The following is a 24,497-nucleotide window of genomic DNA, read 5'->3' on the forward strand; positions in this document are numbered from 1 at the left end:
GAGCCGAAAGGGATGCACACCCCATCCCCCAAACCGCCCCCTTACGCCAGCCTCTCGATACGCTGCGCTGCCGTTTGCACATGGACTTGCAAGGCCGTGATGCATGGCGCAAAGCCAAGGCTGAAATCCGTGTGGGCTTGCAATTGGGCCACAAAAGCCTGCGCCAGCGGCAAGGCCTGCTGCCACACGGCAGCGGGCACCTGTGCAGCAATGACGGGCTCTGCCAGGGATTGAGGCAGTCCTCCGCCACTCAGCGGCGCGAAGGCCATGGGCGTCATGTCATAGGCAGGCGCCAATGCGTAGGGGCGGCCATTTTCTGCCATGAACGACAGATTGCCCGCATGCATATCGGTATTGCCAATCAGGTACCCATACGCCCACAGCAGCGCGGCACCCTGCACAGCCACAGCGTCGATGCATTTGATCTGGGCCAGAGCCTGCGCAATATCAGGCCAGCGCCCCGCACTACCAACAAATTCGGCATCCAGCGCCGTCAGCGAATGCAGCGCTCGGCGCCCCTGCGGCCCGACCCGGTCAAATCGCTGCACCTGCAGAAACCGCTGTCCGGCGTGGTCGATGATCCGGGTCTGCGCAGCGGCAATCCCATTGGCGCGCAAGACTTCCAGCGCCAGATGTTCCGCCAGCAGCAGATCGCGCCAGCGCTCGCTCACCGGGCTGTTCTGCAGCTCGGAGAACTTCACGATCACATGCGCGGCGTCCTCACCCGGTCCCGGCTGTGCGAACGCGGTGAACTTGGGCTGTTCTCCCGCTGCAGATGAGCCAGCCACTTCGCCCCGCGCCGCGGCAGCAGCCAGTGCACTGTAGTGCGCCGGCCTGTCGGCAGCGGCAATGGCCTCCAACGGAACAGAGTTCATGAACTGTTGGAACGCACGCTCGCCCACCAGCAGGTTGCCTGCCAGATCCGCTCCGTGCTGTTGCAGAGCCTGCAGCACATGACTATCGCCCCACGATGTGAGGTTTTCAGGCAGCGACAGGGCCCCACCATGGTTGCGACAAAAGGCTCGGCCCAGATAGCCTTGCGGGCGCATGTCGTAGAGCCACCAAGGCAAGCCCTCGCTGTGCAGCGCCTTGCCATCGGTCTGCTGCATCACAAAGCCTTCTGCCCGCACCGCTACCAGCCGGCCCAGTTCACCCACGCGCCCAGCCGTATCTACACGGTAGATGGGAGCATCAAGCACAGAGCGGGAGCCATCGCGCAATGCATACTGAATAGATCTTGCGGCACCGATGCGCACCAGTTCCGGCTCCAGCGTTGCGAGCGCGCGCGACAAGGTCGGCTGGCTGATCGCGAGCCGCTCAGCCAAGTAGCGCGCTGTCTGCGGGCCGTCGCGCAGCAGCAGACGGATGTGGTCTGCGTGGGAGATTGGGGAAGGCTGCATGGGCTTGGTGTGTAGTATTCAACCCATCCATGAATTAATTTATGAATAGATAATTGAATAGATAAAACCAAGTTTAACCCAGCAGGGCAAGGGAAGCAAGGTGGCTGGGAATGGCCCGCCGCTGCCGCTCACCACTCCGCAAGCGCCCAACTGCTGGCCATGGCAAAGTACTCCCGCAGCCATACGTTGAAGCGGGTGAGCGGCGGCGTCGGCGCTGCCACGCCCACGGGCTGCGCAAAACCCTGGCGGTGGGCGATTCGCAGCGCGCGCCGCAGGTGGAAATCGCTGCTGACGATGGCTATCGGCTGGCTCAGGTCCACACCGCGCGCCTGCAGCAAGGGCTTGGTGAGCGCCAGGTTCAGCTCGGTGCTGGTGCTGACCTCTTCCACCACCATGGTGGCCATGGGCATGCCGTGCTGGGCAGCCAGGTAGCGCGCCATGACGATGCCTTCGCTCTCGGTCTCGCCAAAATCCACCCCGCCAGTGACCGCCACGACAGCCTGCGGTTGCAGCCGCGCCAGCGCGGCAGCGGTGTCGAGCCGCATGGCCAGTGCCGGGCGCGGTTGCCCGTCCTGCGTGCCGCTGCCCAGCACCACGATGGCCCCCACGGGCGGCACCGCCTGGGGTGCGAGCCCCACACCGGCCAGCAGGCTCCAGAGCCAGCCCACGCTCACCACCCAGACTGCCAGCCCGATCCAGCCCAGCCGCCACACCGTGGCATGCCAGGGCCGCGCCGCACGCCAGCGCTGCACCGCCTGCCACCGCCATGCCAGCAACAGGCCAGTTGCACCCAGCAGCACCGGCACCACTACCCCCAGGTGAAAATGCCCCGACACGAGCGGCACCACGCCCAGCGCCAGCAGCACTGCGGCCACGAGGGCAACCGCCGCCCTTGGTAAGAAAGTCATCGCATCCTTCATCAAAAACAGGCCTCCAGCGCTCGTCCACTATGCGCCAAAGCACCAAAAATCATAGCATCAAGGCGCAATAGTGCGGGCCAAAAAAACACCCGCTGGCGTGCAGCGGGTGTTGCCTGAGCACAGACGCGGATTATTCGAATTCCAGAATGATGTCGTCCACCGCCAGCGAATCGCCCTTGCCCGCGCTGATCTTGCTGACCACGCCATCCTGCGTGGCAAACAGGATGTTCTCCATCTTCATGGCTTCGATGACGGCCAGCTTTTCGCCCGCCTGCACCTTCTGGCCGGGCTGCACCGCCACATCAACCAAGAGGCCCGGCATGGGCGAGAGCAGAAACTTGGACAGATCGGGCGGCGCCTTGTAGGGCATGAGCTTGTACAGATCAGCACCCAGCTCGGACAGCACCAGAATGTCGAGCTGGGTGCCGTTGTGGATCACCCGCAGCGCCAGCGGGTTCTTGGGCGTGCCGCGCTCGATCTGGCAGGTAAAAGGCTGGCCGTTGCAGCTGCCGCGCACCACCAGATCGCGGATTTCGGCATTGCTGCGCATTTCGTAGGTCTTGCCGTCAATGACGACCTTGCATACGCGGGCCTCGGCGTCAAAATCGGTCACCTCGCCGCTCACATAACGGTGCTGCCCTTCCGCGCCCAGCACCACGGCCGTGTAGCGGTGGCCCACCTGCACGTTGTGGCCCTGCATCTGACCCGAGATGGTGGAAGCGCGCGCACGGTAGCGGCGGTTGCGGAACATGGCCAGCGCCACCAGGAAATTGGGGTCGTCATGCGGCACGTCTTCGGCATGGAAGCCGTGGCTGTAGTGCTCGGCAATGAAGCCGGTGTTGAACTGGCCCGAAACGAATTTGGGGTGCGCCAGCAGTGCAGCCTGGAATGGGATGTTGCTGCTGATGCCGCGGATGGCGAAGCCATTGAGCGCCTCGCGCATCTTGGCGATGGCGTCATTGCGGTCCTTGCCGTGCACGATGAGCTTGGCGATCATCGAGTCATAGAACATCGGAATCTCGCCGCCTTCGTACACCCCCGTATCCACGCGCACGCCGTGCAGGTGCTCGGTATCGGCCTGCCACATGGATTGCTCGGGAGGCGCAAAGCGCACAAGGCGCCCGGTGGACGGCAGGAAGTTGCGGAACGGGTCTTCGGCGTTGATGCGGCATTCGATGGCCCAGCCGTCGCGCTTCACATCGGCCTGGGTGATGGCGAGTTTCTCGCCCGCTGCCACGCGGATCATCTGCTCGACCAGATCGAGGCCGGTGATGCATTCGGTCACCGGGTGCTCCACCTGCAGGCGGGTGTTCATCTCCAGAAAGTAGAAATCCTGGTCCTTGCCGACGACGAACTCCACCGTGCCGGCCGATTGGTACTTGACGGCCTTGGCCAGCGCCACGGCCTGCTCGCCCATGGCCTTGCGGGTGGCTTCGCTGATGAAGGGCGATGGCGCCTCTTCGATCACCTTCTGGTGGCGGCGCTGGATGGAGCACTCGCGCTCGTTCAGGTACACCACATTGCCGTGGCTGTCGCCCAGAATCTGGATTTCGATATGGCGCGGCTCCTGCACGAACTTCTCGATGAAGATGCGGTCATCGCCAAAGCTGTTGCGCGCCTCGTTCTGGCACGCGGTGAAGCCTTCAAGCGCCTCCTTGTCGTTGTAGGCCACGCGCAGGCCCTTGCCGCCGCCGCCGGCAGAGGCCTTGATCATCACCGGGTAGCCGATGCCCTTGGCGATTTCCACCGCGTGCTCGGCGGTGTCGATGGCGTCGTTGTAGCCGGGAATGGTGTTGACCTGGGCCTCGCCCGCCAGCTTCTTGGAGGCGATCTTGTCACCCATGGCGGCAATCGAATGCGCCTTGGGGCCGATGAAGGCAATGCCCTCGTCCTCACAGCGCTTGGCAAAGGCCTCGTTCTCGCTCAGAAAGCCATAGCCCGGGTGCACGGCCTGCGCACCGGTCTGCTTGCAGGCTGCGATGATGCGGTCTGCCACCAGGTACGACTCGCGGCTGGGCGCAGCGCCAATGTGCACGGCCTCGTCAGCAAGCTTCACATGGCGGGCGTCCTTGTCGGCATCGGAGTAGACGGCGACCGTCTTGATGCCCATCTTGCGGGCCGTCGCAATGACTCTGCACGCAATCTCTCCACGATTCGCGATCAGGATCTTGGTAAACATGCTTGTATTCCTTTAAACCTTTAAACGATAGGGCGTGCAGAAGCAGAAGCCAGCCTCGCTGGCTCCATCCAGCAACTGACAGAAACGTCTTGGACAGAAACGCCTGCCGGGCAGCCGTTTTCACTGCGGTTGGCAATGCGGATTTTGGTAAACATGGTGCTTCGTCTCTCTGATGAAATTTGGAATCAATGTCTTCTGCCCATTTCAGGGCAGCGCCTTGTTGTGTGCCCATTGCCCGCCGGGCATGAGCAGGTAGTCTTCACAATCCAGATCGCTGCAGACCTGGCTGCCCAGCACCTGCAGGATCATGCGGTCCTGCGTGCGCACATCGGTCGAGCGGCCCTTGACCTTGACGGCCAGCATGCGGCTGTCCTTGCCCCACTTGGCAATTTCGGCACCTTCGGCCAGTGCTTCGGTCACATCCCAGCCTTCGCGGTGCGCCGAGCGCACGGTGGCAGCCCTGCGCGAGAGCACGCGCTCGGGCCGCACCCCCACCAGCAGCACCTGGCCCTGCCAGCGCGCACCGCTCTTGTCGACGGCCTGCAGGTCTGCCACACGCCGCGCATCGTACTTGCGCACCATCGCCTGCAGGCGAGCCGCGTTGGCACCGTATTCCTTGCGCTGGTCGGGCTGGCCCGCGTTCTGTCGCTGCAGGCTGGTGGCATTGTTGCTGTATTGCTGGAACAGCAGTTCCCTGCCCTGCAGCGATGCCGTGGCGCGCACCGTGGGCGTGGGCAGGTTGCCATCGGCATCCGGCACCAGCTCAAAGCCCTGGTACACCATCAGGCGCACCAGGCCCACGCCCTGCGCTGCCGGGCACAGCTTTTGCCAATGGTGGTGTGCAGCCTGGAGCCATTGGCGGGCAACCACTTCCGACGCCAGCGACTCGTGCACATCCACCAGCACATGCAGGGCCTTGGGGCGGCAGGCATCGGCGGCGTGGCTGCCCTGCGCGGCGGCCTCCGCCCACAGCCGCCCGCCCTTGCCTTCGTTGTTGGCAAGCGGCCCCATATCCAGCAAAACACCCTCTGCCAATGGCAAGCTGCGCTGGGCACCTGGCTGGGGCTGAGCATGTGCGGGCAGGCTACCAAAGGCCAGCGCGCACACCAGCAGCGCAGGTACAAAGCTGCGCCTGAAAAGGCGTTTGTGCACTGGATGGAGGCGTTGCGGGTATGGCATGGTGGCGTCAGTGCTGCGCAGCTGGCTGGCGCGCATTCGTTGATGGCCAGGCGCCGCTCAGGCACTGCTCCTTGGCGCCGCCGCTGATGCGCGTGGCGCCTTGGGGCTGCGCATAGGCATCTGCAGGAAACTGGTAGAAGTAATCCACCAGCTGCCTCGCCAGCGCTTCTCCCACAGGCGCCACCTTCTGTGCGGTCTGCAAGGCTTGCGCAGGCGCGATGTCACGCCGCCGGCTGCTGGCAACCGCAGCACCCGAGAGGTTGGCCTTGGCACAGGCCTCCACCCGCTGCGCACCGGCATCGGCAAACCAGGCCTGTGCGCAGGCGCGCAGGGCTCGGTCCACGTACAGGCCCACGGCCGCTGTGTAAGCCTCGGCCCCGTTGTCGTAGGCATCGCTGCCCGGGTAACCCTTGGCCAGCGATTCGTACAGGCGCAGGGTTTCAGGCTGCATGGCAGCGCGCAACCGCTCTGCGCTTTGCACTGCAAGCGAGTCAGGCCCATCGCGTGAGCCGATCTGCGCCAGCGCAAACAAGGCCTCTTCCACCAACTGGCACTGCACGCCGCGCCGGGCCATGTCCGGCAAGGCAGGCGCTTGCGCATGGCTGTGCCCCTGGCCCAAAGCCAGAGCGGCAGCCACAGCGACAGGAACCCAGGAGGTACGCATGCTAGCCCGCCTGGTGCCTTACAGCGGAATATTGCCGTGCTTGCGCCACGGATTTTCGAGCTGCTTGTTCTTGAGCATCTCCAGGCTGCGGCAGATGCGCTTGCGCGTTTCGTGCGGCTGGATCACATCGTCGATGAAGCCGCGCGCACCCGCCACGAACGGGTTGGCAAAGCGGGCCTTGTACTCGGCTTCGCGGGCCGCCAGCTTTGCCGGGTCGTTCTTGTCTTCGCGGAAGATGATTTCCACCGCACCCTTGGCGCCCATCACGGCAATCTCGGCGTGCGGCCAGGCCAGGTTCACGTCGCCACGCAGGTGCTTGGAGGCCATCACGTCGTAGGCGCCGCCATAGGCCTTGCGGGTGATCACGGTGATCTTGGGCACCGTACACTCGGCATAGGCGTACAGCAGCTTGGCGCCGTGCTTGATGATGCCGCCGTATTCCTGCGAGGTGCCGGGCATGAAGCCGGGCACATCCACAAAGGTGACGACGGGAATGTTGAAGGCATCGCAGAAGCGCACAAAGCGCGCCGCCTTGATGGAGCTCTTGATATCCAGACAGCCCGCCAGCACCAGCGGCTGGTTGGCGACAATGCCTACGGTCTGCCCCGCCATGCGGGCAAAGCCGATCAGGATGTTCTTGGCGTATTCGGGCTGCAGCTCGAAGAAGTCGCCATCGTCCACGGTCTTGAGGATCAGCTCCTTCATGTCATAGGGCTTGTTCGGGTTCTCGGGCACCAGGGTGTCGAGCGACATCTCGGCGCGGCCCACCGGGTCGGTGCTGGCACGCACGGGCGCCTTTTCGCGGTTGTTGAGCGGCAGGTAGTTGTAGAGGCGACGCAACATCATCAGCGCTTCCACGTCGTTGTCAAACGCCATGTCGGCCACGCCGCTCTTGGTGGTGTGGGTGATGGCGCCGCCCAGTTCCTCGGCGGTCACCTCTTCGTGCGTCACGGTCTTGACCACTTCGGGGCCGGTCACGAACATGTAGGAGCTATCCTTGACCATGAAGATGAAGTCCGTCATCGCGGGCGAGTACACCGCGCCGCCTGCGCTGGGGCCCATGATCATGCTGATCTGCGGCACCACGCCCGAGGCCAGCACATTCTTCTGGAACACATCCGCATAGCCGCCCAGCGACGCAACGCCTTCCTGGATGCGCGCGCCGCCCGAATCGTTGAGGCCGATCACCGGCGCACCCACCTTCATGGCCTGGTCCATCACCTTGCAGATCTTCTCGGCATGGGTTTCGGACAGCGCGCCGCCGAACACCGTGAAATCCTGGCTGAAAACGAAGACCAGACGGCCATTGATCATGCCGTAGCCAGTGACTACGCCGTCGCCCGGGATCTTCTGCTCGGCCATGCCGAAGTCGGTGCAGCGGTGCTCCACAAACATGTCCCACTCTTCGAAGGTGCCGTCGTCCAGCAGCAGCTCGATGCGCTCGCGCGCCGTGAGCTTGCCTTTCTTGTGCTGCGCGTCGATGCGCTTCTGGCCCCCGCCCAGGCGGGCGAGTTCGCGCTTTTTCTCCAGTTGTACCAAGATGTCTTGCATGTTCAATCCTCTGAAGCTTGCTGGGTTGTCTCTGTGTCTTGATGGAGGCCAGGGCCTCGTTCAATCGGGTTCAATCGGTTTTACTCATGTTTTGATAGCTTGATGCGCAATACTGGATTGCGCAGTAAGCAGATTTCTTGCTGCGGTAGAAGCGGCCAGTCGGCCCTGTGCCACCTCCTGCTGTACCTGGGGCAGCATATCGCGCACGGCAGGATGCTCGCGGAAGGCGAGCTTGAGCCCATGGTCGATGCGCTCCCACATCCAGGCCAGGGCCTGCTTTTCGCGGCGCAACTGCAGGCGACCATTGCCGGTCTGCAGGCTGCGGTAGGTCTCGACCGCCTCCCAGAAGCCTTCCACGCCCTGGCCCAGCAAGGCGCTGATCTGCACTACACGGGGTTGCCACAGCGCGCCGCTGTTAGCGTGGTCCGGATTGCCATGCATCCCCAGAAGGCGCAGGCTGGAGGTGATCTGGGCCTGCGCGCGCGTTGCGGCGTTGGGGTCGATATCGGCCTTGTTGATGACCACCAGATCGGCCAGCTCCATCACGCCCTTCTTGATGGCCTGCAGGTCGTCTCCCGCATTGGGCAGCTGCAGCACGCAGAACATGTCCGTCATACCGTGCACGGCAATCTCGCTCTGGCCCACGCCCACGGTCTCGACAATCACCACGTCATAGCCCGCTGCCTCGCACACCAGCATGGCCTCGCGCGTCTTCTCGGCCACACCGCCCAGGGTGCCGCTCGACGGGCTGGGGCGAATATAGGCTTCGGGCCGCATCGACAGCTGCTCCATACGCGTCTTGTCGCCCAGAATGGATCCGCCCGATACCGTAGATGACGGATCGATAGCCAGCACGGCCACGCGCAGCCCTTTGCCGATGAGGTACAGCCCCAGGGTTTCGATGAAGGTGGATTTGCCCACGCCCGGCACGCCGCTGATGCCCAGGCGGAACGACCTGCCTGTAAAGGGCAGCAAGGCCGTCAGCAGTTCATCGCCCTGCGCGCGGTGGTCGGCGCGGGTCGATTCCAGCAAGGTGATCGCCTTGGCCATGGCGCGGCGCTGCAGCGCGCGGTTGGCGTCTTGCGTGATGGCGGCAACGCGCTCGGTCACCTCTGCACCCATGCCGCCACCTTTGTACCAATTTGGCTATCAGCGCTTACCTGCAGGGCGCAATCAACAATCATTTTTATAGCAAACACCATGTTCAACTGTCCCTACACCGGGCTCCACTGGTACAGCAGGTCGATCGGATCGCCACCCGTCTGCACAAAGCCGTGGCGTTCGTAGAACCGGATGGCATCGCTTTGGTTCAGCACTTCCAGCCATACAGCCCGTCCATCGCGCCGCGCCTGGCTCTGCACCTGCTGCATCGCCCAATCGCCAATCCTGCGGTTCTGATAGGCGGGCAACAAATACAGATGCTGCAGCTTGGTGCGGCCATCGTCACAGGGAACCACCGTCAGCAAGCCAGCACGCTGCGGGCCTTGACCATCCTCAAGGTCTGCGCAGATGTGCTGCATGTACTGCGGATCGAACTGGCCAGCAAAGCGCTTGCGGGCATTGTCCAGATTGAAGATACCCAACCGCTCCAGGCTCTCGCGCATGGCAGCAATGCGCAGGTCAAACAGCGCTTCGAAATCGTCCTGTCCCACAGGCGCAAAGAAAAGCCTCATTCGGCAGCCTCCATCCAGTCCTCGATCCGCAAGCCTTCGATCCGCTCGAACTCGCGCACGTTGTGCGTGACCAGCACGCCGTCAGGGTCGGCCAGGGCCTGGCATCCAATCATGAGATCGATGGCACCGATGGGGGTGCCCGCCTTGCGCAGGCGAGCGGACTGCTCGCCGTAATGCCAGATGGCATCACCGCCCCAGGGCGCAATGGAAAACAGTGACAAGGCTTCTTCCATCAACACACGATTGCGCTCTGCATGCGTGCTGCGCATAGCGCCGCTGGCCAGCTCCGCCGCCACCAGCGCAGATATCACCATGCTGGTGTGATCAACAGCCCGCATGCGAGCCAGCACGGCAGCGTGCTGCCGATGCCAAGCATAGATGCAGATATTGGTGTCGAGGTAATAGCGGGGCATGAGACAAGGTGCGGCGAAAGCAATCAATCAAAACCGACATCGCGTGGCGGCGTCTTGTCGCGCTCGATCTCGTCGGGCATGCCTTCAAAGCGGCCCAGCACCCTGTCCAGCCGGGCCAGCCATGCAGCATGGGCATCCGCAGGCACCGGACGCAGAACCACGGCGCCATCGGCCTGGCGCTCCACCGTCACCTCGTCGGTATCGAAGCGGAACTCCTTGGGCAGGCGAACCGCCTGGCTGCGCCCGTTCATGAAGACTTTGGCGATGGCGAGATCAGACATGGCAGGCTCCTTCAGCAAAGATATATATCAATGGTATATATCAACACTCAAGCCGTCAAGCTCGCCTTGATCTGCTCCAGCACGTCCTTGGCGCTGGCCGGGATGGGGGTGCCGGGGCCGTAGACGCCCTTGACGCCTGCGTTGTACAGGTAGTCGTAATCCTGTGCAGGGATCACGCCGCCGACGAAGACGATGATGTCGTCGGCGCCCTGCTTTCTCAACTCTTCGATGATGGCGGGCACCAGCGTCTTGTGGCCCGCAGCCAGGGTCGAGACGCCCACGGCGTGCACGTCGTTCTCGATAGCCTGGCGCGCGCATTCCTCGGGGGTCTGGAACAGCGGGCCCATGTCCACGTCGTAGCCCAGGTCGGCAAAGGCAGTGGCCACCACCTTGGCGCCGCGGTCGTGGCCGTCCTGGCCGAGCTTGGCGATCATCACGCGCGGGCGGCGGCCTTCGGCCTCGGCAAAAGCGGCGATTTCGCCCTTGAGCTTGTCCCAGCCTTCTGCGGAGTCGTAGGCGGCTGCGTACACACCCGTCACCTTTTGCGTGTCAGCGCGGTGGCGGCCAAAGGATTTTTCCATCGCGTCGGAGACTTCTCCCACCGTGGCACGCAGGCGCACGGCCTCAATGGCCAGACCCAGCAGGTTGCCTTCGCCGGATTCCGCCGCAGCGCTCAGCGCATCCAGCGCCTGCTGCACGGCGGCGGCATCGCGCTTTTCCTTGATGCTTTGGAGGCGCGCGATCTGGCTGTCGCGCACCTTGACGTTGTCCACTTCCAGGATGTCGACCGGGTCTTCCTTGGCCAGCTTGTACTTGTTGACGCCGACGATGACTTCCTTGCCGGAATCGATACGCGCCTGCTTCTCGGCGGCGGCGGCTTCGATCTTGAGCTTGGCCCAGCCGCTGTCCACGGCCTGGGTCATGCCGCCCATGGCGTCCACCTCTTCGATGATCTTCCAGGCGGCGTCCGCCATGTCCTGGGTCAGCTTTTCCATCATGTAGCTGCCGGCCCAGGGGTCGATCACGTTGGTGATGTGCGTCTCTTCCTGGATGATGAGCTGGGTGTTGCGCGCAATGCGGGCGCTGAACTCGGTAGGCAGCGCGATGGCTTCGTCCAACGCATTGGTGTGCAGCGACTGCGTGCCGCCAAACACGGCAGCCATGGCCTCGATGGTGGTGCGCACCACGTTGTTGTACGGGTCCTGCTCGGTCAGGCTCCAGCCGCTGGTCTGGCTGTGCGTGCGCAGCATCAGGCTCTTGGGGTTCTTGGCGTCAAAGCCCTTCATGATGCGGCACCACAGAAGGCGCGCGGCACGCATCTTGGCGATTTCCAGGTAGAAGTTCATGCCTACCGCCCAGAAGAACGAGAGGCGGCCCGCAAAAGCGTCCACATCCATGCCCTTGGCAATGGCGGTCTTCACATATTCCTTGCCGTCTGCCAGCGTGAAAGCGAGTTCAAGCGCCTGGTTGGCGCCCGCCTCCTGCATGTGGTAGCCGCTGATCGAGATGGAGTTGAACTTGGGCATGTTCTGGCTCGTGTACTCGATGATGTCGCCAATGATGCGCATGCTCGGCTTGGGCGGGTAGATGTAGGTGTTGCGCACCATGAACTCTTTCAGAATGTCGTTCTGAATCGTTCCGGAGAGCTGGTCCTGCGGCACGCCCTGCTCCTCGGCGGCCACCACGTAGCCCGCCAGCACCGGCAGCACGGCGCCGTTCATGGTCATCGAGACGGAGACCTTGTCGAGCGGAATGCCGTTGAACAGGATCTTCATGTCTTCCACGCTGTCGATCGCAACGCCTGCCTTGCCCACGTCGCCGGTCACGCGCGGATGGTCGCTGTCGTAGCCACGGTGCGTGGCCAGGTCAAACGCCACCGATACGCCCTGCCCGCCGGCGGCCAGCGCCTTGCGGTAGAAGGCGTTGGATTCCTCGGCGGTGGAAAAACCCGCGTACTGGCGGATCGTCCAGGGGCGCACGGCGTACATCGTGGCCTGCGGGCCCCGCATATAGGGCGCAAAACCGGGCAGGGTATCGGCAAACGGCAGGTCGGCAGTATCGGCTGCGGTATAGAGCGGCTTGACGGTGATTCCATCCGGCGTCACCCAGTTCAGCGCCCCGACGTCGCCCCCGGGGGCCGATTTGGCGGCTGCTTTTTCCCAGGCGGCAAGGTCGGCCTGGGCAAACTCGGATGCGGTGTTTTGCTTTGCGGAATCAGTCATGTCTCAGCTTTGTATCCGTTGATCAGTCTATTCAGACCTGCGAGCAAGGCCCATGAAGGGATTCGCTGCAGTTGCACTGTTGCCTGCGCAGGCCTCGCCCGGAATGGTGGCCCATCCCGTGCCATCCTGCAAGTGTACATTATTCATAATTATGAATGCAGAATTTTGAATTTCGGGCAGTTTCTGTACAATCCACCTACCGATGAACACCCCCACCTTTGCGCCCCGCGCCCTGTACCAAGACGTTGCCGAGCTCCTGCGGCAGCGTATTTTCGCCAACCAGCTCCCTCCTGGCAGCTGGATTGACGAGCTGAAGATTGCCGAGGAAATCGGCATCAGCCGCACCCCTTTGCGCGAGGCTTTGAAGGTATTGGCGACGGAAGGCCTGGTCACGATGAAGCTGCGCCGTGGCGCCTATGTGACTGAGGTCTCGCAAAAGGACCTGCTGCAGGTCTACCACCTGCTGGCCCTGCTGGAGAGCGACGCCTCCGCCGAACTGGCCCGGGGCGCGAGCGATGCCCAGATTGCCGAGCTGCAGGCCCTGCACGACGCGCTGGAAGCGGCGGTGGACGATCGCGACGAATTCTTCAACGCCAACGAGCGCTTTCACATGCGCGTGCTGGAGATGCTGGACAACAAGTGGCTCAGCCAGATGGTGGCCGACCTGCGCAAGGTGATGAAGCTCAACCGCCACAACTCGCTGTTCAAATCGGGCCGCATCGAGGAATCCTTGCAGGAGCACCGCGAACTGATGCAGGCACTGGCCACACGCGACCCTGGCGCCGCCCAGGCCTGCGTGAAGCTGCATTTCAAGAATGGGTTGGCGGCAGCGGTGTAACTGCAGGCGCTTTCGCTATCATTCAATGAGCATTCAGCGCTTGCCCATCGCGCGCAAAAGGCCGATTCTTTTCCCAACCGCTGTCGCTGTCGCTGTGGCTGCCAAATCCCTGGGTTAGCCCTGGTGGCGCAGATGTACCAGCGGATAGGCGCGGCCCTGGCCATCCAGCGGAGACCGGCCTGTTTCCACAAAACCCAGCGCACGGTAAAAGGCCATGGCCTGGGGGTTTTGCGCGTTCACATCGGTCGTCAGCCGCGGATACACACCGAGCGCCCAGCGTACCAGGAGCGTGCCCACGCCCTGCCCTTTGCTGGCTGGGTCGATGAACAATGCTTCCATATGACCTCCGAGAGGGCCGCTGGACAGCAGCATGAAGCCAAGGGGCCGGACGGCAGCATCCACAGCCAGCACAAGCGGTGCCTGCGGCAGAAAACCGGCCACCTCCTGTGCAATCGCATGGCGGTCTGCCTCCGCCAGAAAATCGTGGCTGTCATCCACCGCGCGCTGCCAGATCTGCAGCACGCGGACGCCGTCGGCGGCAGTAGATGCGCGTATCCTCGGCGCGGGGCTACCACCCATGTTCAGCGGCCTTCCAGGAACTGCTCCACGCCCTGCGCCGCGCGCACGCCGCTGGCCAGGGCTGCGGTCAGCAGATAGCCTCCCGTGGGCGCTTCCCAATCGAGCATCTCGCCCGCGCAGAACAGGCCCGGCTTGGCCTGGCACATGAGACCCGGCGTCAAACCCGCAAATGCCACACCGCCGGCAGTACTGATGGCTTCGTCCAAGGGTCGCGTGGCCGTCACGGTGATGGGGGCAGCCTTGATGGCTGCTGCGAGGCGCCCGGCGTCCTGCATGCCGTCCTTGCCCAGCACCTCGAACAAGAGCGCGGCCTTGATGCCATCCAGGCCCAGGCGGCCTTTGAGATGGTTGGCAAGGCTGCGCGAGCCGCGCGGGTGACGCACTTCGGCCAGCACACGCTCTGCACTGTGGTGCGGCAGCAGATCGACAGTGAACGTGGCGCTGCCCTCGGCGTGGATGGCTTCGCGCAAGGCGCTGGAGACCGCATACACCAGACTGCCTTCAACCCCCTGCTCCGTGGCCACAAACTCGCCCTTGCGCACAAACGGGCTGCCGCTCTTGCTATCAAAAGTGATAGCCACCGACTTGAAAGGCTGGCCCGCGAACTTGGTGCTGAAAAATGGCGACCACCCGGCCTGCAGCGCGCCACCGGCGTCGCGCTGCATGCGCACCTCAAAGCCACAATTGGCCGCCTGCAGTGGCGCCACGTCGACACCCGCCTTCTGCAGCACCGGGACCCAGGCGCCGTCCGAGCCCAGCCGGGCCCAGCTGCCGCCGCCCAGGGCCAGCACCGTGGCGCGGGCCTGCACCGCCGCCTCGCCTTCCGGCGTGGCAAAGCGCAGGGCATTGTTCTCGCCAAAACCCAGCCAGCGGTGGCGCATCGCAAAGCGCACACCGGCCGCGCGCATCGCCACCAGCCAGCTGCGCAGCAATGGCGCCGCTTTCATATCGGTGGGAAAGACGCGGCCCGACGTGCCCACAAAGGTCTCAATGCCCAGGCCATGCGCCCAGTCCTGCACGTGCTGCGGGCCAAAGTCGTTGAGCCAATCCCCCACCACGCCCTGCTGGGTTCCGTAACGGCCGACAAAGGGCTCGGCCGGCTCCGAATGGGTCAGGTTGAGGCCGCCGCGCCCCGCCAGCAGAAACTTGCGGCCCACCGATGCACTGCCGTCAAACACCGTCACATTCAGACCTTGCGTCGCAAGGCGGTGCGCCGCCATCAGGCCTGCGGGGCCACCGCCGACAACAGCAACATCGAGGGCAGGGAAGGAAGTAACAGACACCGTCATGGCAAGGCGCAATCGAAAACAGCAAGGGGGCGAACCTTACACCAACTGCAATGCCCTGTGGGCGGAATTCGGTACGTTCAGTGCAAAATGGCAATGCCCTGTGTTCAGGCTCTTCGGCATTGCGCGATTGCCAATGCACTGGCGTCTGGTGCGAGATTCAACAAATGACGACGCACGCAGCTGTAGCAGAGTGACGCCGCAAAAGCCACCAGCCACCAAGCAGTCCATCGTCACCGAGGTCGCTATTCCTGCCGGATCAGCTGGTAGTACTTTCGGCATCCCCAGACGGCAGCCACGACCAGTCCGATACCGATACCCCAGGCCACCGGCACATCGAAAGCAAAAATCAGAACGAACATCAGCCCAACGGTGACCAATGCCACCCATACCAGCGTTACATAGTCGAAGTGCGCAACTGCCATGGCGTCATCAGCCACACTGCGAGGGGCGTGGCCTGCCTTACCACGCAGATGCCTGAGCAACAGAACATCCAGGACAAATTCGAAAATACCGAGAATCAGATCGATTACGAAACCCATAGCAGAATTTTCTCCTCACTCAGCGAGCCCAGCCCGTCATTTTTATACGGCTGGCCAGTGGGGTTTCCCCTGCCTCAGAATGTACCGCAACAAAGAATATCGCCTGTCGCGGTAGACCAACTTCGCGTCGGCTGCAGAAAAAATCCGTGCCTGATCAAGGTGGCGCATGAAAAATTCGGACTCTGCGAAACCATAGGCCATGCGCCCAGCCAGCATCGATATTAGCTATATATCAAATAGCTGAATAAATCAAAGTAAAGCTCTATTTTTTGGTTCGACGGTCCTTGGTGAGCCAGGGCACCACCATCAGCACGATAAGCGCAATCACCGTGCAGAAGATGGCGGCAGACTCCTCGCCGACACCGACGGCGACGCCAATGGCGGCGGTGAACCAGATGCCAGCCGCTGTCGTGAGCCCCTTCACATCTTCCTCACCGCCTTTGGACGATTTCAGGATCGCCCCTGCGCCCAAGAAGCCCACGCCCGCAATCACGCCCTGCATCACCCGGCTGGACTCCTGCGCATTCACGCCCAGCAACTGCGCAATCGCCAAAAACATGGCCGCCCCCATGGCTACCAGCATATGCGTGCGCAAACCCGCCGCCTTGCCACTGGCTTCGCGCTCAAACCCCAGCAGGCCACCCAACAGCGCCGCCAGTACCAGCTTGAAGACAATGCGTGTCGCCTGCTCCAGGTCAGGCAGGTCGGACAGTTCCTTGGCAATCGTGTTCCAGATCACGGTGACGGCAGAATCGGTGGGGTTCATGGCGCAGCGCCCTCCAGTTGCAAGCAGACCCCAGATCCTAGTGCGCCCTCACCGTTGCCCACGTAGGACACGCATGGGCTTTTCAGTGTGGCGGCGCCCCATTGCAGAGAGGCATTCAACGGCAATGCTGCTGCAAACCCATACCCTCACGTCGTCCGTTCCAGTGCCGGCCGCGTTGCTCACTCCAGCCTGGTCGTTAAGAATTGATTGAATTTCATAGATAAATTTTGCAAATTTATATTTAGAATGGTTTTCTGTTTTTAATAGATAAAGGCTATAAATGTCGCGAATCAATAAATTGACCAGCGCCAGATGGGCCGCCTCATCCTTGCTGGCGGGCCTCTGGTTTGCCGGGCAGGTTCAAGCCCAGGTGCTGCCGACGATCGACTGCAAGCCCGATTCCGTTGCGCAACTCAACACGGGGCAGACCAGTGCAGGCGACCCTGCGACAGACCTGAACTGGAAGTTTCAATACCTGCCCACCTACTCCGGCAGCGATCCTGTCAACTGGGGCGCATTTGGTGCTGCGAAGCTGGTGACCAGCCCTACAGCAAGCTGGAGCAGCACGCCCGCCAACAGCAGCACCGCCAAATGGATCGGCATGGACGCCTTTGGCAGCCAGCCCTACACCGATGGCTCGAACTTCGGCAACATCGATGGGCTCTTCCAGGTGCAGTTCAATCTTGCATCCACCGTTTCCCTGGGCGGCTTTCAGCCCTCGATGACCTACAGCGCAGACAACTCCGTCGTCGATATCTTCATCAACGGCAAATCACAGCTCGCGCGTGGGGCCGGCACCTGGGGCTTGCCACAAGCCGGTGGAACCAACCAGTTCAACTACAACGGATTTGGCACCGGCCGCTGGCTGACGATTGCCAGCATGGCCTCGCCCGACTGGCAGCCCGGTGCCAACACCCTCACCGTCTACGTCAAGAGCAGCCGGCCCTTCATGGGATTTGCCGCAGCCATCTCCGGCACCAATGCATGTGCCCCGAATGTTGCACCCACTGCAGTGCCCGCCATCTCGGGAACCACCCAGGTCGGCTCCACCATGACGGGAACCTACACCTATGCGGACACCGAATCGGATGTGGAAGACCCCGCAGGAACCGCCTTCAAGTTCGTCACCAGCCCCAATGCATCGATTGCCAGCTCCGGCGACGGCACCACCGTCGCCAGTGGCACTACGGGCGGCGCGGCGGCAAGCACGTCGTACACGCTGCAGGCCGCAGATGCGGACATGTACCTCTACTACTGTGTGACCCCGGCCGCAAAGACCGGCACCTCACCAGGCACGGAAACCTGCAGTGCGGCATCCAGCAAGATCGTCGCCCCTCCCAAACCGCCTGCGCAACCCGCCAATGTTCCAACGCTGGGTGAGTGGGCCTTGATGGGACTGGCTGCCTTGCTTGCCCTGCTGGGCATCGGAGCAATCCGCAGGCAATCCGTCTGAAACGACAACCACCTTCGGGTGGTTTTCTTTTGCCCTCGAACACTTACCTGGTTCCCGCACCGAGTTGACCTGATGCCGCTGTCCATCCATCATGGGGCCTGACATTCGCGGCTGTTCTGACGCGCATGCTGGGTGCGCGGCAGTGCCAGAGCCTCCACCAACCCAGGTCACCCGAGTGAAAGGGAGAGATAGCGCCATGAGCAAACCAACGGTCATACTAGTGCACGGCTTCTGGGGCGGTGCCGCCCATTGGGCCAAGGTGATACTTGAGCTGAGCAGGCGTGGTTACACGGACATCCGCGCAGTGGAAAACCCATTGACCTCCCTCGCCGACGATGCGGAAAGAACACGCAAGATGATTGCGCAGGTCAATGGCCCGGTGGTGCTCGCAGGCCACTCGTATGGCGGCGCGGTCATCAGCGAGGCGGGCAACCATCCCGATGTGAAGGCGCTGGTCTACATTGCGGCATTTGCCCCCGATGCCGGGGAAAGCCCGGGCGGCATCACGCAGCAGCACCTGCCCGTTGCAGCACCGAATCTGGCGCCTGACAGCGATGGCTATCTGTGGCTGAAGGCTGACAAGTTCCATGAGAGCTTCTGCCAGGATCTTTCCGCAGAAGAGGGCCTGGTAATGGCCGTAACCCAGAAGGCGCCGCTGGCAAAGACTTTTGGCGACCCCGTGACCGACCCTGCCTGGAAGCACAAACCCTCCTGGTACCAGGTCTCCAGCCAGGATCACATGATCGCCCCCGAAAACCAGAAATGGATGTCTGGGCGCATGAATGCCCGCAAAGTGGTGACGCTCAATGCAAGCCATGCCTCCCTTGCCTCCTTGCCCGTGGATGTTGCCGCCCTGATCGACGAAGCGGCGGTGGCTACTGCCGCCTGAGTATGGATGAATCCAGAGGGCTCTTAATAGAGCCCTTTTATTGGTCCTGAAATGCGCGCATTCAAGAACTCTTGCTTGATCTTTTCGCCCCGGCCTGATACTGGGAGGGTGACAACAAAGGCTTGCAATGTGCAGCGCGCCAATTAACAAAAATAGGTAGTCAAAAGGCAATTTTCTGCATTGACACCCCCGAATATATACCTTCCACCAAGTCGGTAAGCAACAGGATCGACAGAGGCACTTAAATGATTTCCGCTGAAATCGATTGAAAATCGCAAACCTTGTTTCTTCCGCTTCGCTTTGCTGCGTAAAGTGCTTTGTCTGCCTTTAAAAGAACCGCCTTTTCACTTTCTTCCTGCGCTCTCCAGTCATAACCGCAGATGCCAATGCTGACGGTAATGGGCCAGGATCCGGCCGGGTGATTCACGCTGATGTTTTCTCCAACGCAGTTGCATAGCCTTTGGGCCAGGCGAACGGCTTCGGCAGGCGATATTCTCGGGCAAATCACCACAAACTCCTCGCCACCGTATCGCCCAACAAAATCACTGGTGCGCACCTCGGATGTGAGGAATTGCCCGACTGCGGACAAAACCCTGTCGCCTTCCGGGTGGCCACAGAGGTCATTCACGCGCTTGAAATGATCCACATCGATCATGAAGACCCCCAAAGGCTCCTGGGCACGGGCGGCATCGGCCATTTTCTCCTTCAGCTTGCTCATCAAGGCCCGGCGGCTTGCGACACCAGTCAGAACATCCTTGCTGACCATATGGTTCAGGTCCGTCTCGACCTTGTCATGCAGCATCATCAGATAGCCAACGACCATCAGCTGCAACGATATCAACAGAACTGCGTATGAGATAAGCAAGGCATAGGCGCCGCCTTCAAGCGGTCTTGCAGACAACGACAGGTTGGGCTGAAAGAGCCGCACCACCATTGAAAGCGCCAGCAGGGTAATGGAAGAAAATACCACCCAGCAGCCATTGAGCTGGTTTCTCTGTGGCAGCATGACCAGGTCAAGCATCACGATGAAATACTGAAGCAGAAACAAACCGCCGATCAATCGGGTGCGCAGCGGCCCATTGTCAAGCAGCAAGAAATATACCAGACCAACCAATAAAGGGATGGCCATCCATTTTTTTGCATTGATTGCTTCTTCAAAAAATATTCTCAGCGACCAGACAGTGAATACGATGCCGTAGGAATAGAATATGGTGGCAACCAGAAACCAATAGAATTGATTTCTGGATCCCATGAAGCTCATACAGAGAAAAGACAACCCATATGCCAGCAGCGCCCCCATCAGCTGCATATGACCGTTGCCATGGGTTTTTTTTCGAAAATAAAAAAACAATGCTGCAGAAACGCCGGAAGAGATAAAAATCAATAACGCGACCGTCATAAAATCAAGCATATGACGCCACCTTATTCATTTGCCTCCAGGGCTTTGACATAGGCGCTTTCTCTAACATTTTAAACATTGACTTACTATTTTCTCTCATGCAAGAGAGGAGTCAATCTGGCTTCCTCCAAGGCGGAAAAACTGTTGTTAGTTACCACCAATCGTGACGGCCTCCTCTCTTGATGTAGAGGGCCCCTGCCCGGCGGAGACTCGCAGCGGGTGCTCACAGCCCCTGGCGGCGTGCGCTCATCGTATGAAGGGGTGTGCGCAGGCAAGACCCACTGCAGTTGGCCCGCCTTCTACCAAGATGCGTGCAAGGGAAAAGGTCGCGGGCTTTCGACAACGCCGCGCTCGTGCCCCCCGGATGCAGAGCCGTCCGCAGAGCTGCGCAAGCAGTTGGCTGCTTGCACAAAAGAGGGCCATTTTCTACGAAGAAAGTGCCGCCACGCCCGTGGCGGTATGGCTCTCAGGCAGGCTGCTGCTGTGTGGTGCAGTGAATCCCACCACCGCCGGCTGCAATGGCGTCGATATTGAGTTGCACGATATCGCGCCCGGGAAACTGCTCGCGCAGGATGGCTTTGGTGTTGCGGTCGGCTTGCGCATGGCCAAATTCGGGGCTGATCACCGCTCCATTGCACACGTAGAAATTGATGTACCCGGCAGCAAAGTCCTTGTTCTCATATTGCGGCCGTACGTAATCGGGTCCTGGCATGCGCACCACCTTCAACAGGCGGCCACGCACGTCCGTGGACTTGCGCAGGATATCGAGATGGCGCTGGGTGACCGCGTGTTCCGGCGACGAGGTGTCGTTCTCAAAACCTGCAACCACTACCCCGGGCGCGCAGAACCGGGCATAGAAATCCGTGTGGCCATCGGTGATGTCTCGGCCGGCAATGCCGGGCAGCCAGATGACCTTCTCGATACCCAGTACCCGTTGCAGTTCCTGTTCGCACTGCGCCTTGCTGACGCCGGGGTTGCGGTTGGGGTTCAGCACACAGCTTTCCGTGATGATGGCCGTTCCCTGGCCATCGACTTCGATGCCGCCACCCTCCAGCACCAGGGTGCTTTTCAGCACAGGCATACCGGCTCTGCCGGCGACGAAGCCAGCGACCCGCGCGTCATCCCTGTGTTCCTGCTTCCTGCCCCAGCCATTGAAATTGAAGTTCACGCCAGAGAGCGCGCCGCCTGCATTTTTCACGAAGACCGGTCCGGTATCGCGCATCCACAGGTCATCAATGGGCTGCACCACCAGGTTGACCTTGTTGCCGCACAGCCGCGCGGCGAGGTCGTAATCCTGCTCGTTGACCAGCATGTGCACGGGCTCGACGCTGGCAATGGCCTGTGCGATGCGCGCCAGATTGGCCTGCGCCCCTGATTTCAGCCGCCTGCCCCACACCTCGTCATTGGCGCCAAAAGCCATCCAGGTCGCCGTGTGGCGTTCCCCTTCGTCGGGCATGCGCCATCCGGCATTGGCAGCAGGGGCAGAAAAAGCTGGCAGGCCCACCGTGGTACCTGCCACCAGCCCCATGGTTGCCGAAAGAAGTTGTCGTCTTTGCATGTTGTTCTCTCTTTGAACAGGTTCTTAGATGACTTCTTGCTGGGTGGTGCAATGAATGCCACCTCCGCCAGCGGCGATGGGGTCGATATTGATCTGGATCACCTCACGCCCTGGATACAACTGCATGTACATCGCCTTGGCGCCAGCATCCGCATTCACATCCCCGAACTCCGGCAGAAAAATGGCGCTGCTGGTCGCATAGTAGTTGATGTAGCCTGCAGCGAAGGTATTCGGATTGTTTCCAGGCCGGATCTGCTCAGGACCGTCGATGACCACGATCTGCAGCGGTTGGTTGTCCGCATCGGTGGCACTGCGCAAGATATCCAGATGCCGCCGGGTCAACACATAGTCGTAGGAGTCCGGATGCATCTCCCGGTGTGCCACGACCACGCCTGGGCGCACAAAGCGGGCATAGAAATCCGTGTGCGCATCGGTAATGTCCCGATTCTTGATACCCGGCAACCAGATCACCTTGCGAATACCCAGCAAACGGCCCAGTTCCGCTTCGCAGTCGGCCTTGCTCCAGCCTGGGTTGCGGTTGCCATTGAGCACACAGCTCTCGGTGATGATGGCCGTGCCCTTGCCATCGACCTCCAGTGCCCCACCTTCCAGCACCAGACGCGTGGCAAGCAGCGGCAGCTGCGCCTTGGCGCTGACCTCATCGGCCACCTTGCCGTCAAAGCCGGATTGCTGCTTTTTGCCCCAACCGTTGAAATTGAACTTGACGCAGGCCCGCTCGCCATTTTGCTTGCGTACAAAGACGGGGCCGGTATCGCGCATCCACAGGTCGTCCATCTGGGCGGGAATGAGCACGACGCGCGCATCAAGCATTTGCCGCGCGCTGTCCATTTCTGCCTCCCGCACCAGCATGTTGACAGGCTCATGGGCAGCAATGGCATTGGCAATGCGCGCCAGCGCCAGTTGCACCTGTGGCACTTGAGAACGTGACCAGATGGCATCCGAGGCGCCGAACGCCATCCACGTCGCCTTGTGCGCCTCTGCCTCATCGGGCATGCGCCAGCCATCGGCAGAGCCCTGCCCAGCTGAACCGCTGCCATTGCTGTTGTCCGCAGGGGGCCGGGCTTCAGCCTCTCCCCCCTCCCCGCCACCACAGGCGGTCAGCAAGCTGCCTACCGCAATCGCACTGCCACCCGCTGCGCAATGGCGCATGAAATATCGACGTGTCCTCATCATCCATCCTTTGTCCGCTTACAGAATCGATACGGAAATCCCTTCCGCATCAGGCTGGTCGCATTGTGGATGGATCAAGACATGAGATCAAATGATAATATTTGCCTCAATACATTAATTTTTCTCATATGTCAGAACATCGTATTCCTTCGCTGAAACTGTTGATGGGCTTTGAGGCAGCGGCCCGGCACGGCAGTTTTTCGCGCGCGGCAGACGAGCTGCATGTGACACAGTCGGCCATCAGTCACCAGGTGCAGCAGTTGGAGGAGCAGATCATGCAACCGCTGTTTCGCCGCGCAGGCCGTGGTGTGGAGCTGACCGTTGCCGGCGAGGTGCTGCTGCGCAGTGTTCAACGCACGCTCACCGTCCTGCGCAGCGGCCTGGGCCGCATCAGCACCTACCTGGATCCCGGCCTGGTGGTGCTGGTTTGCCCCGCGCCATTGCTGCACGGCTGGCTGCAGCCGAGATTGCGCGCCCTGGAAACCCGGCACCCGCAGCTGTGCCTGCTGCTGTCCGTGGACGAAAGCGCACGGTTTGTCGATGAGATCGATGTCGATATCGCCATCAGCGACAGGCCGCTTCAGCAGGCGGGTCTCGATGAAAGACCATTCCTGCAGGACGAATGGGTACTGGTGGCGAATACCGAGCTGGCCGGGACACTTGCCCCTCTTGCGCAGGCACAACACCATCTGCACGCCGATCTGATCTGCCTGGAAGAGAGCCTGACCGGCGAGGCGACGGCCGCAGTCTTTCTCGGGCCACTCGTGCACTTTCGAAAGCGCGCCATCTATGACGACCCGCGACTCGTGCTGGACGCCATTCTGGAGGGCCGGGGAATCGCCTGTCTGCCGCGCCTGCTCGTCGATGCCAGCCTCATGCGCGGCCAGTTGCAGATTCTTGAGCAGTACCCTCGTCTGCCCGGGGCGACCTGGTGGCTGTCCGGGGTTGCCGGGCAGGCGCGCTCTCCCATCGTCTCACAGGTATTCCAATGGCTCATCTCCGAAGGCCTGGAGCCCAAACCTTGACTGTGGCGAGGCACCGAAAAAATTTACGGCCACCGTGGAATATTGAATGCCCGGCGTACGTCTACCTGGATACCTACACCTCATCTTGAAAGATATACGCCATGAAAATCCGCAGTCTCCCCGTGCTGGCCTTAGCTCTTGCAGCCACTTTTGCTTCCGTAGCCCAGGCCGAACCTGTCGCCACCATGGCGGGCGGCGTGCTCGTCAATGCCAGCGGCATGACGCTCTATACCTTCGACAAGGACGTGGCCGGCAGCAACAAGAGCATGTGCAATGGCCCCTGCATCGCGTTGTGGCCGGCAGTCTCTGCCTCGGCCGATGCAAAACCCGAAGGCGACTTCAGCGTGATCACCCGCGACGACGGCAGCAAGCAATGGGCCCACAAGGGCAAGCCGCTGTATACCTATGCCGCAGACAAGAAGGCGGGCGACGCAACGGGCGACAATTTCAAGGGCGTGTGGCACGTCATCAAGTAAGCCGCAGCCACTG

Annotated in this window: 23 protein-coding genes; 5 read left to right on the forward strand and 18 right to left on the reverse strand. The window is 61.6% G+C overall.

Going from position 1 to position 24,497, the window contains the following annotated elements:
- Nucleotides 1-41: 41 nt before the first annotated feature.
- The 11 genes from yjjJ to scpA form a co-directional block, all read right to left on the reverse strand.
- On the reverse strand, nucleotides 42-1,400 hold the full coding sequence (yjjJ, locus tag ACH2DG_RS07875) for a type II toxin-antitoxin system HipA family toxin YjjJ (RefSeq protein ID WP_395025284.1): 1,359 nt from the start codon (nucleotides 1,398-1,400) through the stop codon (nucleotides 42-44).
- A 128-nt stretch (nucleotides 1,401-1,528) separates the two neighbouring features.
- Nucleotides 1,529-2,308 carry a YdcF family protein gene (locus ACH2DG_RS07880; RefSeq protein WP_395025286.1) on the reverse strand — a complete coding sequence of 260 codons (780 nt, stop codon included), beginning with the start codon at nucleotides 2,306-2,308 and terminating at the stop codon, nucleotides 1,529-1,531.
- A gap of 142 nt (nucleotides 2,309-2,450) precedes the next feature.
- Entirely contained in the window at nucleotides 2,451-4,499 is a 2,049-nt protein-coding gene (gene accC / locus ACH2DG_RS07885; RefSeq protein WP_395025288.1) for an acetyl-CoA carboxylase biotin carboxylase subunit, read from the reverse strand.
- A gap of 204 nt (nucleotides 4,500-4,703) precedes the next feature.
- Entirely contained in the window at nucleotides 4,704-5,678 is a 975-nt protein-coding gene (locus ACH2DG_RS07890) for a hypothetical protein (RefSeq protein WP_395025290.1), read from the reverse strand.
- Between the two features lie 7 nt (nucleotides 5,679-5,685).
- Nucleotides 5,686-6,342: a hypothetical protein gene (locus ACH2DG_RS07895; RefSeq protein WP_395025291.1), complete on the reverse strand. Its 657-nt coding sequence runs from the start codon at nucleotides 6,340-6,342 to the stop codon at nucleotides 5,686-5,688.
- A gap of 18 nt (nucleotides 6,343-6,360) precedes the next feature.
- Entirely contained in the window at nucleotides 6,361-7,893 is a 1,533-nt protein-coding gene (locus ACH2DG_RS07900) for an acyl-CoA carboxylase subunit beta (protein ID WP_184710260.1), read from the reverse strand.
- Nucleotides 7,894-7,977: 84 nt separating this feature from the next.
- Nucleotides 7,978-9,015 (reverse strand): methylmalonyl Co-A mutase-associated GTPase MeaB, encoded by a 1,038-nt coding sequence (meaB, locus tag ACH2DG_RS07905; RefSeq protein ID WP_395025293.1) that lies wholly within the window; start codon nucleotides 9,013-9,015, stop codon nucleotides 7,978-7,980.
- Between the two features lie 92 nt (nucleotides 9,016-9,107).
- Nucleotides 9,108-9,566 carry a GNAT family N-acetyltransferase gene (locus ACH2DG_RS07910; protein ID WP_395025295.1) on the reverse strand — a complete coding sequence of 153 codons (459 nt, stop codon included), beginning with the start codon at nucleotides 9,564-9,566 and terminating at the stop codon, nucleotides 9,108-9,110.
- Nucleotides 9,563-9,979 carry a PIN domain-containing protein gene (locus ACH2DG_RS07915; protein ID WP_395025296.1) on the reverse strand — a complete coding sequence of 139 codons (417 nt, stop codon included), beginning with the start codon at nucleotides 9,977-9,979 and terminating at the stop codon, nucleotides 9,563-9,565. Before ACH2DG_RS07915 ends, ACH2DG_RS07910 begins: the two co-directional genes overlap by 4 nt.
- 23 nt (nucleotides 9,980-10,002) lie before the next feature.
- Nucleotides 10,003-10,260, reverse strand: coding sequence for an antitoxin (locus tag ACH2DG_RS07920; protein WP_395025298.1), 258 nt, complete (start codon nucleotides 10,258-10,260; stop codon nucleotides 10,003-10,005).
- A 47-nt stretch (nucleotides 10,261-10,307) separates the two neighbouring features.
- The gene (gene scpA, locus ACH2DG_RS07925) at nucleotides 10,308-12,482 is read right to left on the reverse strand and encodes a methylmalonyl-CoA mutase (RefSeq protein ID WP_395025300.1); all 2,175 of its coding nucleotides are present in this window, start codon (nucleotides 12,480-12,482) and stop codon (nucleotides 10,308-10,310) included.
- Nucleotides 12,483-12,684: 202 nt separating this feature from the next.
- On the opposite strand from scpA, the gene ACH2DG_RS07930 reads away from it, so the two are divergent.
- A complete protein-coding gene (locus ACH2DG_RS07930) occupies nucleotides 12,685-13,320 on the forward strand; it encodes a GntR family transcriptional regulator (RefSeq protein WP_395025302.1) in 636 nt (211 codons plus the stop codon).
- Nucleotides 13,321-13,434: 114 nt separating this feature from the next.
- Here ACH2DG_RS07930 and ACH2DG_RS07935 read toward each other — a convergent pair whose 3' ends face one another.
- The 4 genes from ACH2DG_RS07935 to ACH2DG_RS07950 all read right to left on the reverse strand — a co-directional run bounded on the left by ACH2DG_RS07935 (nucleotide 13,435) and on the right by ACH2DG_RS07950 (nucleotide 16,493).
- Nucleotides 13,435-13,899 carry an acetyltransferase gene (locus ACH2DG_RS07935; RefSeq protein ID WP_395025303.1) on the reverse strand — a complete coding sequence of 155 codons (465 nt, stop codon included), beginning with the start codon at nucleotides 13,897-13,899 and terminating at the stop codon, nucleotides 13,435-13,437.
- A 2-nt stretch (nucleotides 13,900-13,901) separates the two neighbouring features.
- Nucleotides 13,902-15,188, reverse strand: coding sequence for a TIGR03862 family flavoprotein (locus tag ACH2DG_RS07940; RefSeq protein WP_395025305.1), 1,287 nt, complete (start codon nucleotides 15,186-15,188; stop codon nucleotides 13,902-13,904).
- A gap of 242 nt (nucleotides 15,189-15,430) precedes the next feature.
- The gene (locus tag ACH2DG_RS07945; protein ID WP_395025307.1) at nucleotides 15,431-15,727 is read right to left on the reverse strand and encodes a hypothetical protein; all 297 of its coding nucleotides are present in this window, start codon (nucleotides 15,725-15,727) and stop codon (nucleotides 15,431-15,433) included.
- A gap of 262 nt (nucleotides 15,728-15,989) precedes the next feature.
- Nucleotides 15,990-16,493 carry an MgtC/SapB family protein gene (locus tag ACH2DG_RS07950; protein WP_395025308.1) on the reverse strand — a complete coding sequence of 168 codons (504 nt, stop codon included), beginning with the start codon at nucleotides 16,491-16,493 and terminating at the stop codon, nucleotides 15,990-15,992.
- A gap of 280 nt (nucleotides 16,494-16,773) precedes the next feature.
- Between ACH2DG_RS07950 and ACH2DG_RS07955 the strand changes: the two genes are divergently transcribed.
- Both ACH2DG_RS07955 and ACH2DG_RS07960 read left to right on the forward strand, forming a co-directional pair.
- Nucleotides 16,774-17,946: an IPTL-CTERM sorting domain-containing protein gene (locus ACH2DG_RS07955; protein ID WP_395025310.1), complete on the forward strand. Its 1,173-nt coding sequence runs from the start codon at nucleotides 16,774-16,776 to the stop codon at nucleotides 17,944-17,946.
- A 196-nt stretch (nucleotides 17,947-18,142) separates the two neighbouring features.
- Entirely contained in the window at nucleotides 18,143-18,835 is a 693-nt protein-coding gene (locus tag ACH2DG_RS07960; RefSeq protein WP_395025311.1) for an alpha/beta hydrolase, read from the forward strand.
- A 241-nt stretch (nucleotides 18,836-19,076) separates the two neighbouring features.
- Here ACH2DG_RS07960 and ACH2DG_RS07965 read toward each other — a convergent pair whose 3' ends face one another.
- From ACH2DG_RS07965 to ACH2DG_RS07975, 3 genes are all read right to left on the reverse strand, one after another.
- Nucleotides 19,077-20,246: a GGDEF domain-containing protein gene (locus tag ACH2DG_RS07965; protein ID WP_395025313.1), complete on the reverse strand. Its 1,170-nt coding sequence runs from the start codon at nucleotides 20,244-20,246 to the stop codon at nucleotides 19,077-19,079.
- A gap of 454 nt (nucleotides 20,247-20,700) precedes the next feature.
- Entirely contained in the window at nucleotides 20,701-21,792 is a 1,092-nt protein-coding gene (locus ACH2DG_RS07970; RefSeq protein ID WP_395025314.1) for an agmatine/peptidylarginine deiminase, read from the reverse strand.
- 24 nt (nucleotides 21,793-21,816) lie between these two features.
- Nucleotides 21,817-22,983, reverse strand: coding sequence for an agmatine/peptidylarginine deiminase (locus ACH2DG_RS07975; RefSeq protein ID WP_395025315.1), 1,167 nt, complete (start codon nucleotides 22,981-22,983; stop codon nucleotides 21,817-21,819).
- Between the two features lie 128 nt (nucleotides 22,984-23,111).
- On the opposite strand from ACH2DG_RS07975, the gene ACH2DG_RS07980 reads away from it, so the two are divergent.
- Both ACH2DG_RS07980 and ACH2DG_RS07985 read left to right on the forward strand, forming a co-directional pair.
- Nucleotides 23,112-24,008: a LysR family transcriptional regulator gene (locus ACH2DG_RS07980; RefSeq protein ID WP_395025317.1), complete on the forward strand. Its 897-nt coding sequence runs from the start codon at nucleotides 23,112-23,114 to the stop codon at nucleotides 24,006-24,008.
- 101 nt (nucleotides 24,009-24,109) lie between these two features.
- The gene (locus tag ACH2DG_RS07985; RefSeq protein WP_395025319.1) at nucleotides 24,110-24,484 is read left to right on the forward strand and encodes a hypothetical protein; all 375 of its coding nucleotides are present in this window, start codon (nucleotides 24,110-24,112) and stop codon (nucleotides 24,482-24,484) included.
- The last annotated feature ends 13 nt before the right edge of the window (nucleotides 24,485-24,497 follow it).

Source organism: Comamonas odontotermitis, from assembly GCF_040396735.1.
Classification (GTDB): Bacteria; Pseudomonadota; Gammaproteobacteria; order Burkholderiales; family Burkholderiaceae_C; genus Comamonas; species Comamonas odontotermitis_C.

What these genes read in the sequence shown, in the direction of transcription:
- yjjJ (WP_395025284.1), bottom strand. Translation starts at nt 1,400, where the DNA reads ATGCAGCCTTCCCCAATCTCCCACGCAGACCACATCCGTCTGCTGCTG.
- ACH2DG_RS07880 (WP_395025286.1), bottom strand. Translation starts at nt 2,308, where the DNA reads ATGACTTTCTTACCAAGGGCGGCGGTTGCCCTCGTGGCCGCAGTGCTG.
- accC (WP_395025288.1), bottom strand. Translation starts at nt 4,499, where the DNA reads ATGTTTACCAAGATCCTGATCGCGAATCGTGGAGAGATTGCGTGCAGA.
- ACH2DG_RS07890 (WP_395025290.1), bottom strand. Translation starts at nt 5,678, where the DNA reads ATGCCATACCCGCAACGCCTCCATCCAGTGCACAAACGCCTTTTCAGG.
- ACH2DG_RS07895 (WP_395025291.1), bottom strand. Translation starts at nt 6,342, where the DNA reads ATGCGTACCTCCTGGGTTCCTGTCGCTGTGGCTGCCGCTCTGGCTTTG.
- ACH2DG_RS07900 (WP_184710260.1), bottom strand. Translation starts at nt 7,893, where the DNA reads ATGCAAGACATCTTGGTACAACTGGAGAAAAAGCGCGAACTCGCCCGC.
- meaB (WP_395025293.1), bottom strand. Translation starts at nt 9,015, where the DNA reads ATGGGTGCAGAGGTGACCGAGCGCGTTGCCGCCATCACGCAAGACGCC.
- ACH2DG_RS07910 (WP_395025295.1), bottom strand. Translation starts at nt 9,566, where the DNA reads ATGAGGCTTTTCTTTGCGCCTGTGGGACAGGACGATTTCGAAGCGCTG.
- ACH2DG_RS07915 (WP_395025296.1), bottom strand. Translation starts at nt 9,979, where the DNA reads ATGCCCCGCTATTACCTCGACACCAATATCTGCATCTATGCTTGGCAT.
- ACH2DG_RS07920 (WP_395025298.1), bottom strand. Translation starts at nt 10,260, where the DNA reads ATGTCTGATCTCGCCATCGCCAAAGTCTTCATGAACGGGCGCAGCCAG.
- scpA (WP_395025300.1), bottom strand. Translation starts at nt 12,482, where the DNA reads ATGACTGATTCCGCAAAGCAAAACACCGCATCCGAGTTTGCCCAGGCC.
- ACH2DG_RS07930 (WP_395025302.1), top strand. Translation starts at nt 12,685, where the DNA reads ATGAACACCCCCACCTTTGCGCCCCGCGCCCTGTACCAAGACGTTGCC.
- ACH2DG_RS07935 (WP_395025303.1), bottom strand. Translation starts at nt 13,899, where the DNA reads ATGGGTGGTAGCCCCGCGCCGAGGATACGCGCATCTACTGCCGCCGAC.
- ACH2DG_RS07940 (WP_395025305.1), bottom strand. Translation starts at nt 15,188, where the DNA reads ATGACGGTGTCTGTTACTTCCTTCCCTGCCCTCGATGTTGCTGTTGTC.
- ACH2DG_RS07945 (WP_395025307.1), bottom strand. Translation starts at nt 15,727, where the DNA reads ATGGGTTTCGTAATCGATCTGATTCTCGGTATTTTCGAATTTGTCCTG.
- ACH2DG_RS07950 (WP_395025308.1), bottom strand. Translation starts at nt 16,493, where the DNA reads ATGAACCCCACCGATTCTGCCGTCACCGTGATCTGGAACACGATTGCC.
- ACH2DG_RS07955 (WP_395025310.1), top strand. Translation starts at nt 16,774, where the DNA reads ATGTCGCGAATCAATAAATTGACCAGCGCCAGATGGGCCGCCTCATCC.
- ACH2DG_RS07960 (WP_395025311.1), top strand. Translation starts at nt 18,143, where the DNA reads ATGAGCAAACCAACGGTCATACTAGTGCACGGCTTCTGGGGCGGTGCC.
- ACH2DG_RS07965 (WP_395025313.1), bottom strand. Translation starts at nt 20,246, where the DNA reads ATGCTTGATTTTATGACGGTCGCGTTATTGATTTTTATCTCTTCCGGC.
- ACH2DG_RS07970 (WP_395025314.1), bottom strand. Translation starts at nt 21,792, where the DNA reads ATGCAAAGACGACAACTTCTTTCGGCAACCATGGGGCTGGTGGCAGGT.
- ACH2DG_RS07975 (WP_395025315.1), bottom strand. Translation starts at nt 22,983, where the DNA reads ATGAGGACACGTCGATATTTCATGCGCCATTGCGCAGCGGGTGGCAGT.
- ACH2DG_RS07980 (WP_395025317.1), top strand. Translation starts at nt 23,112, where the DNA reads ATGTCAGAACATCGTATTCCTTCGCTGAAACTGTTGATGGGCTTTGAG.
- ACH2DG_RS07985 (WP_395025319.1), top strand. Translation starts at nt 24,110, where the DNA reads ATGAAAATCCGCAGTCTCCCCGTGCTGGCCTTAGCTCTTGCAGCCACT.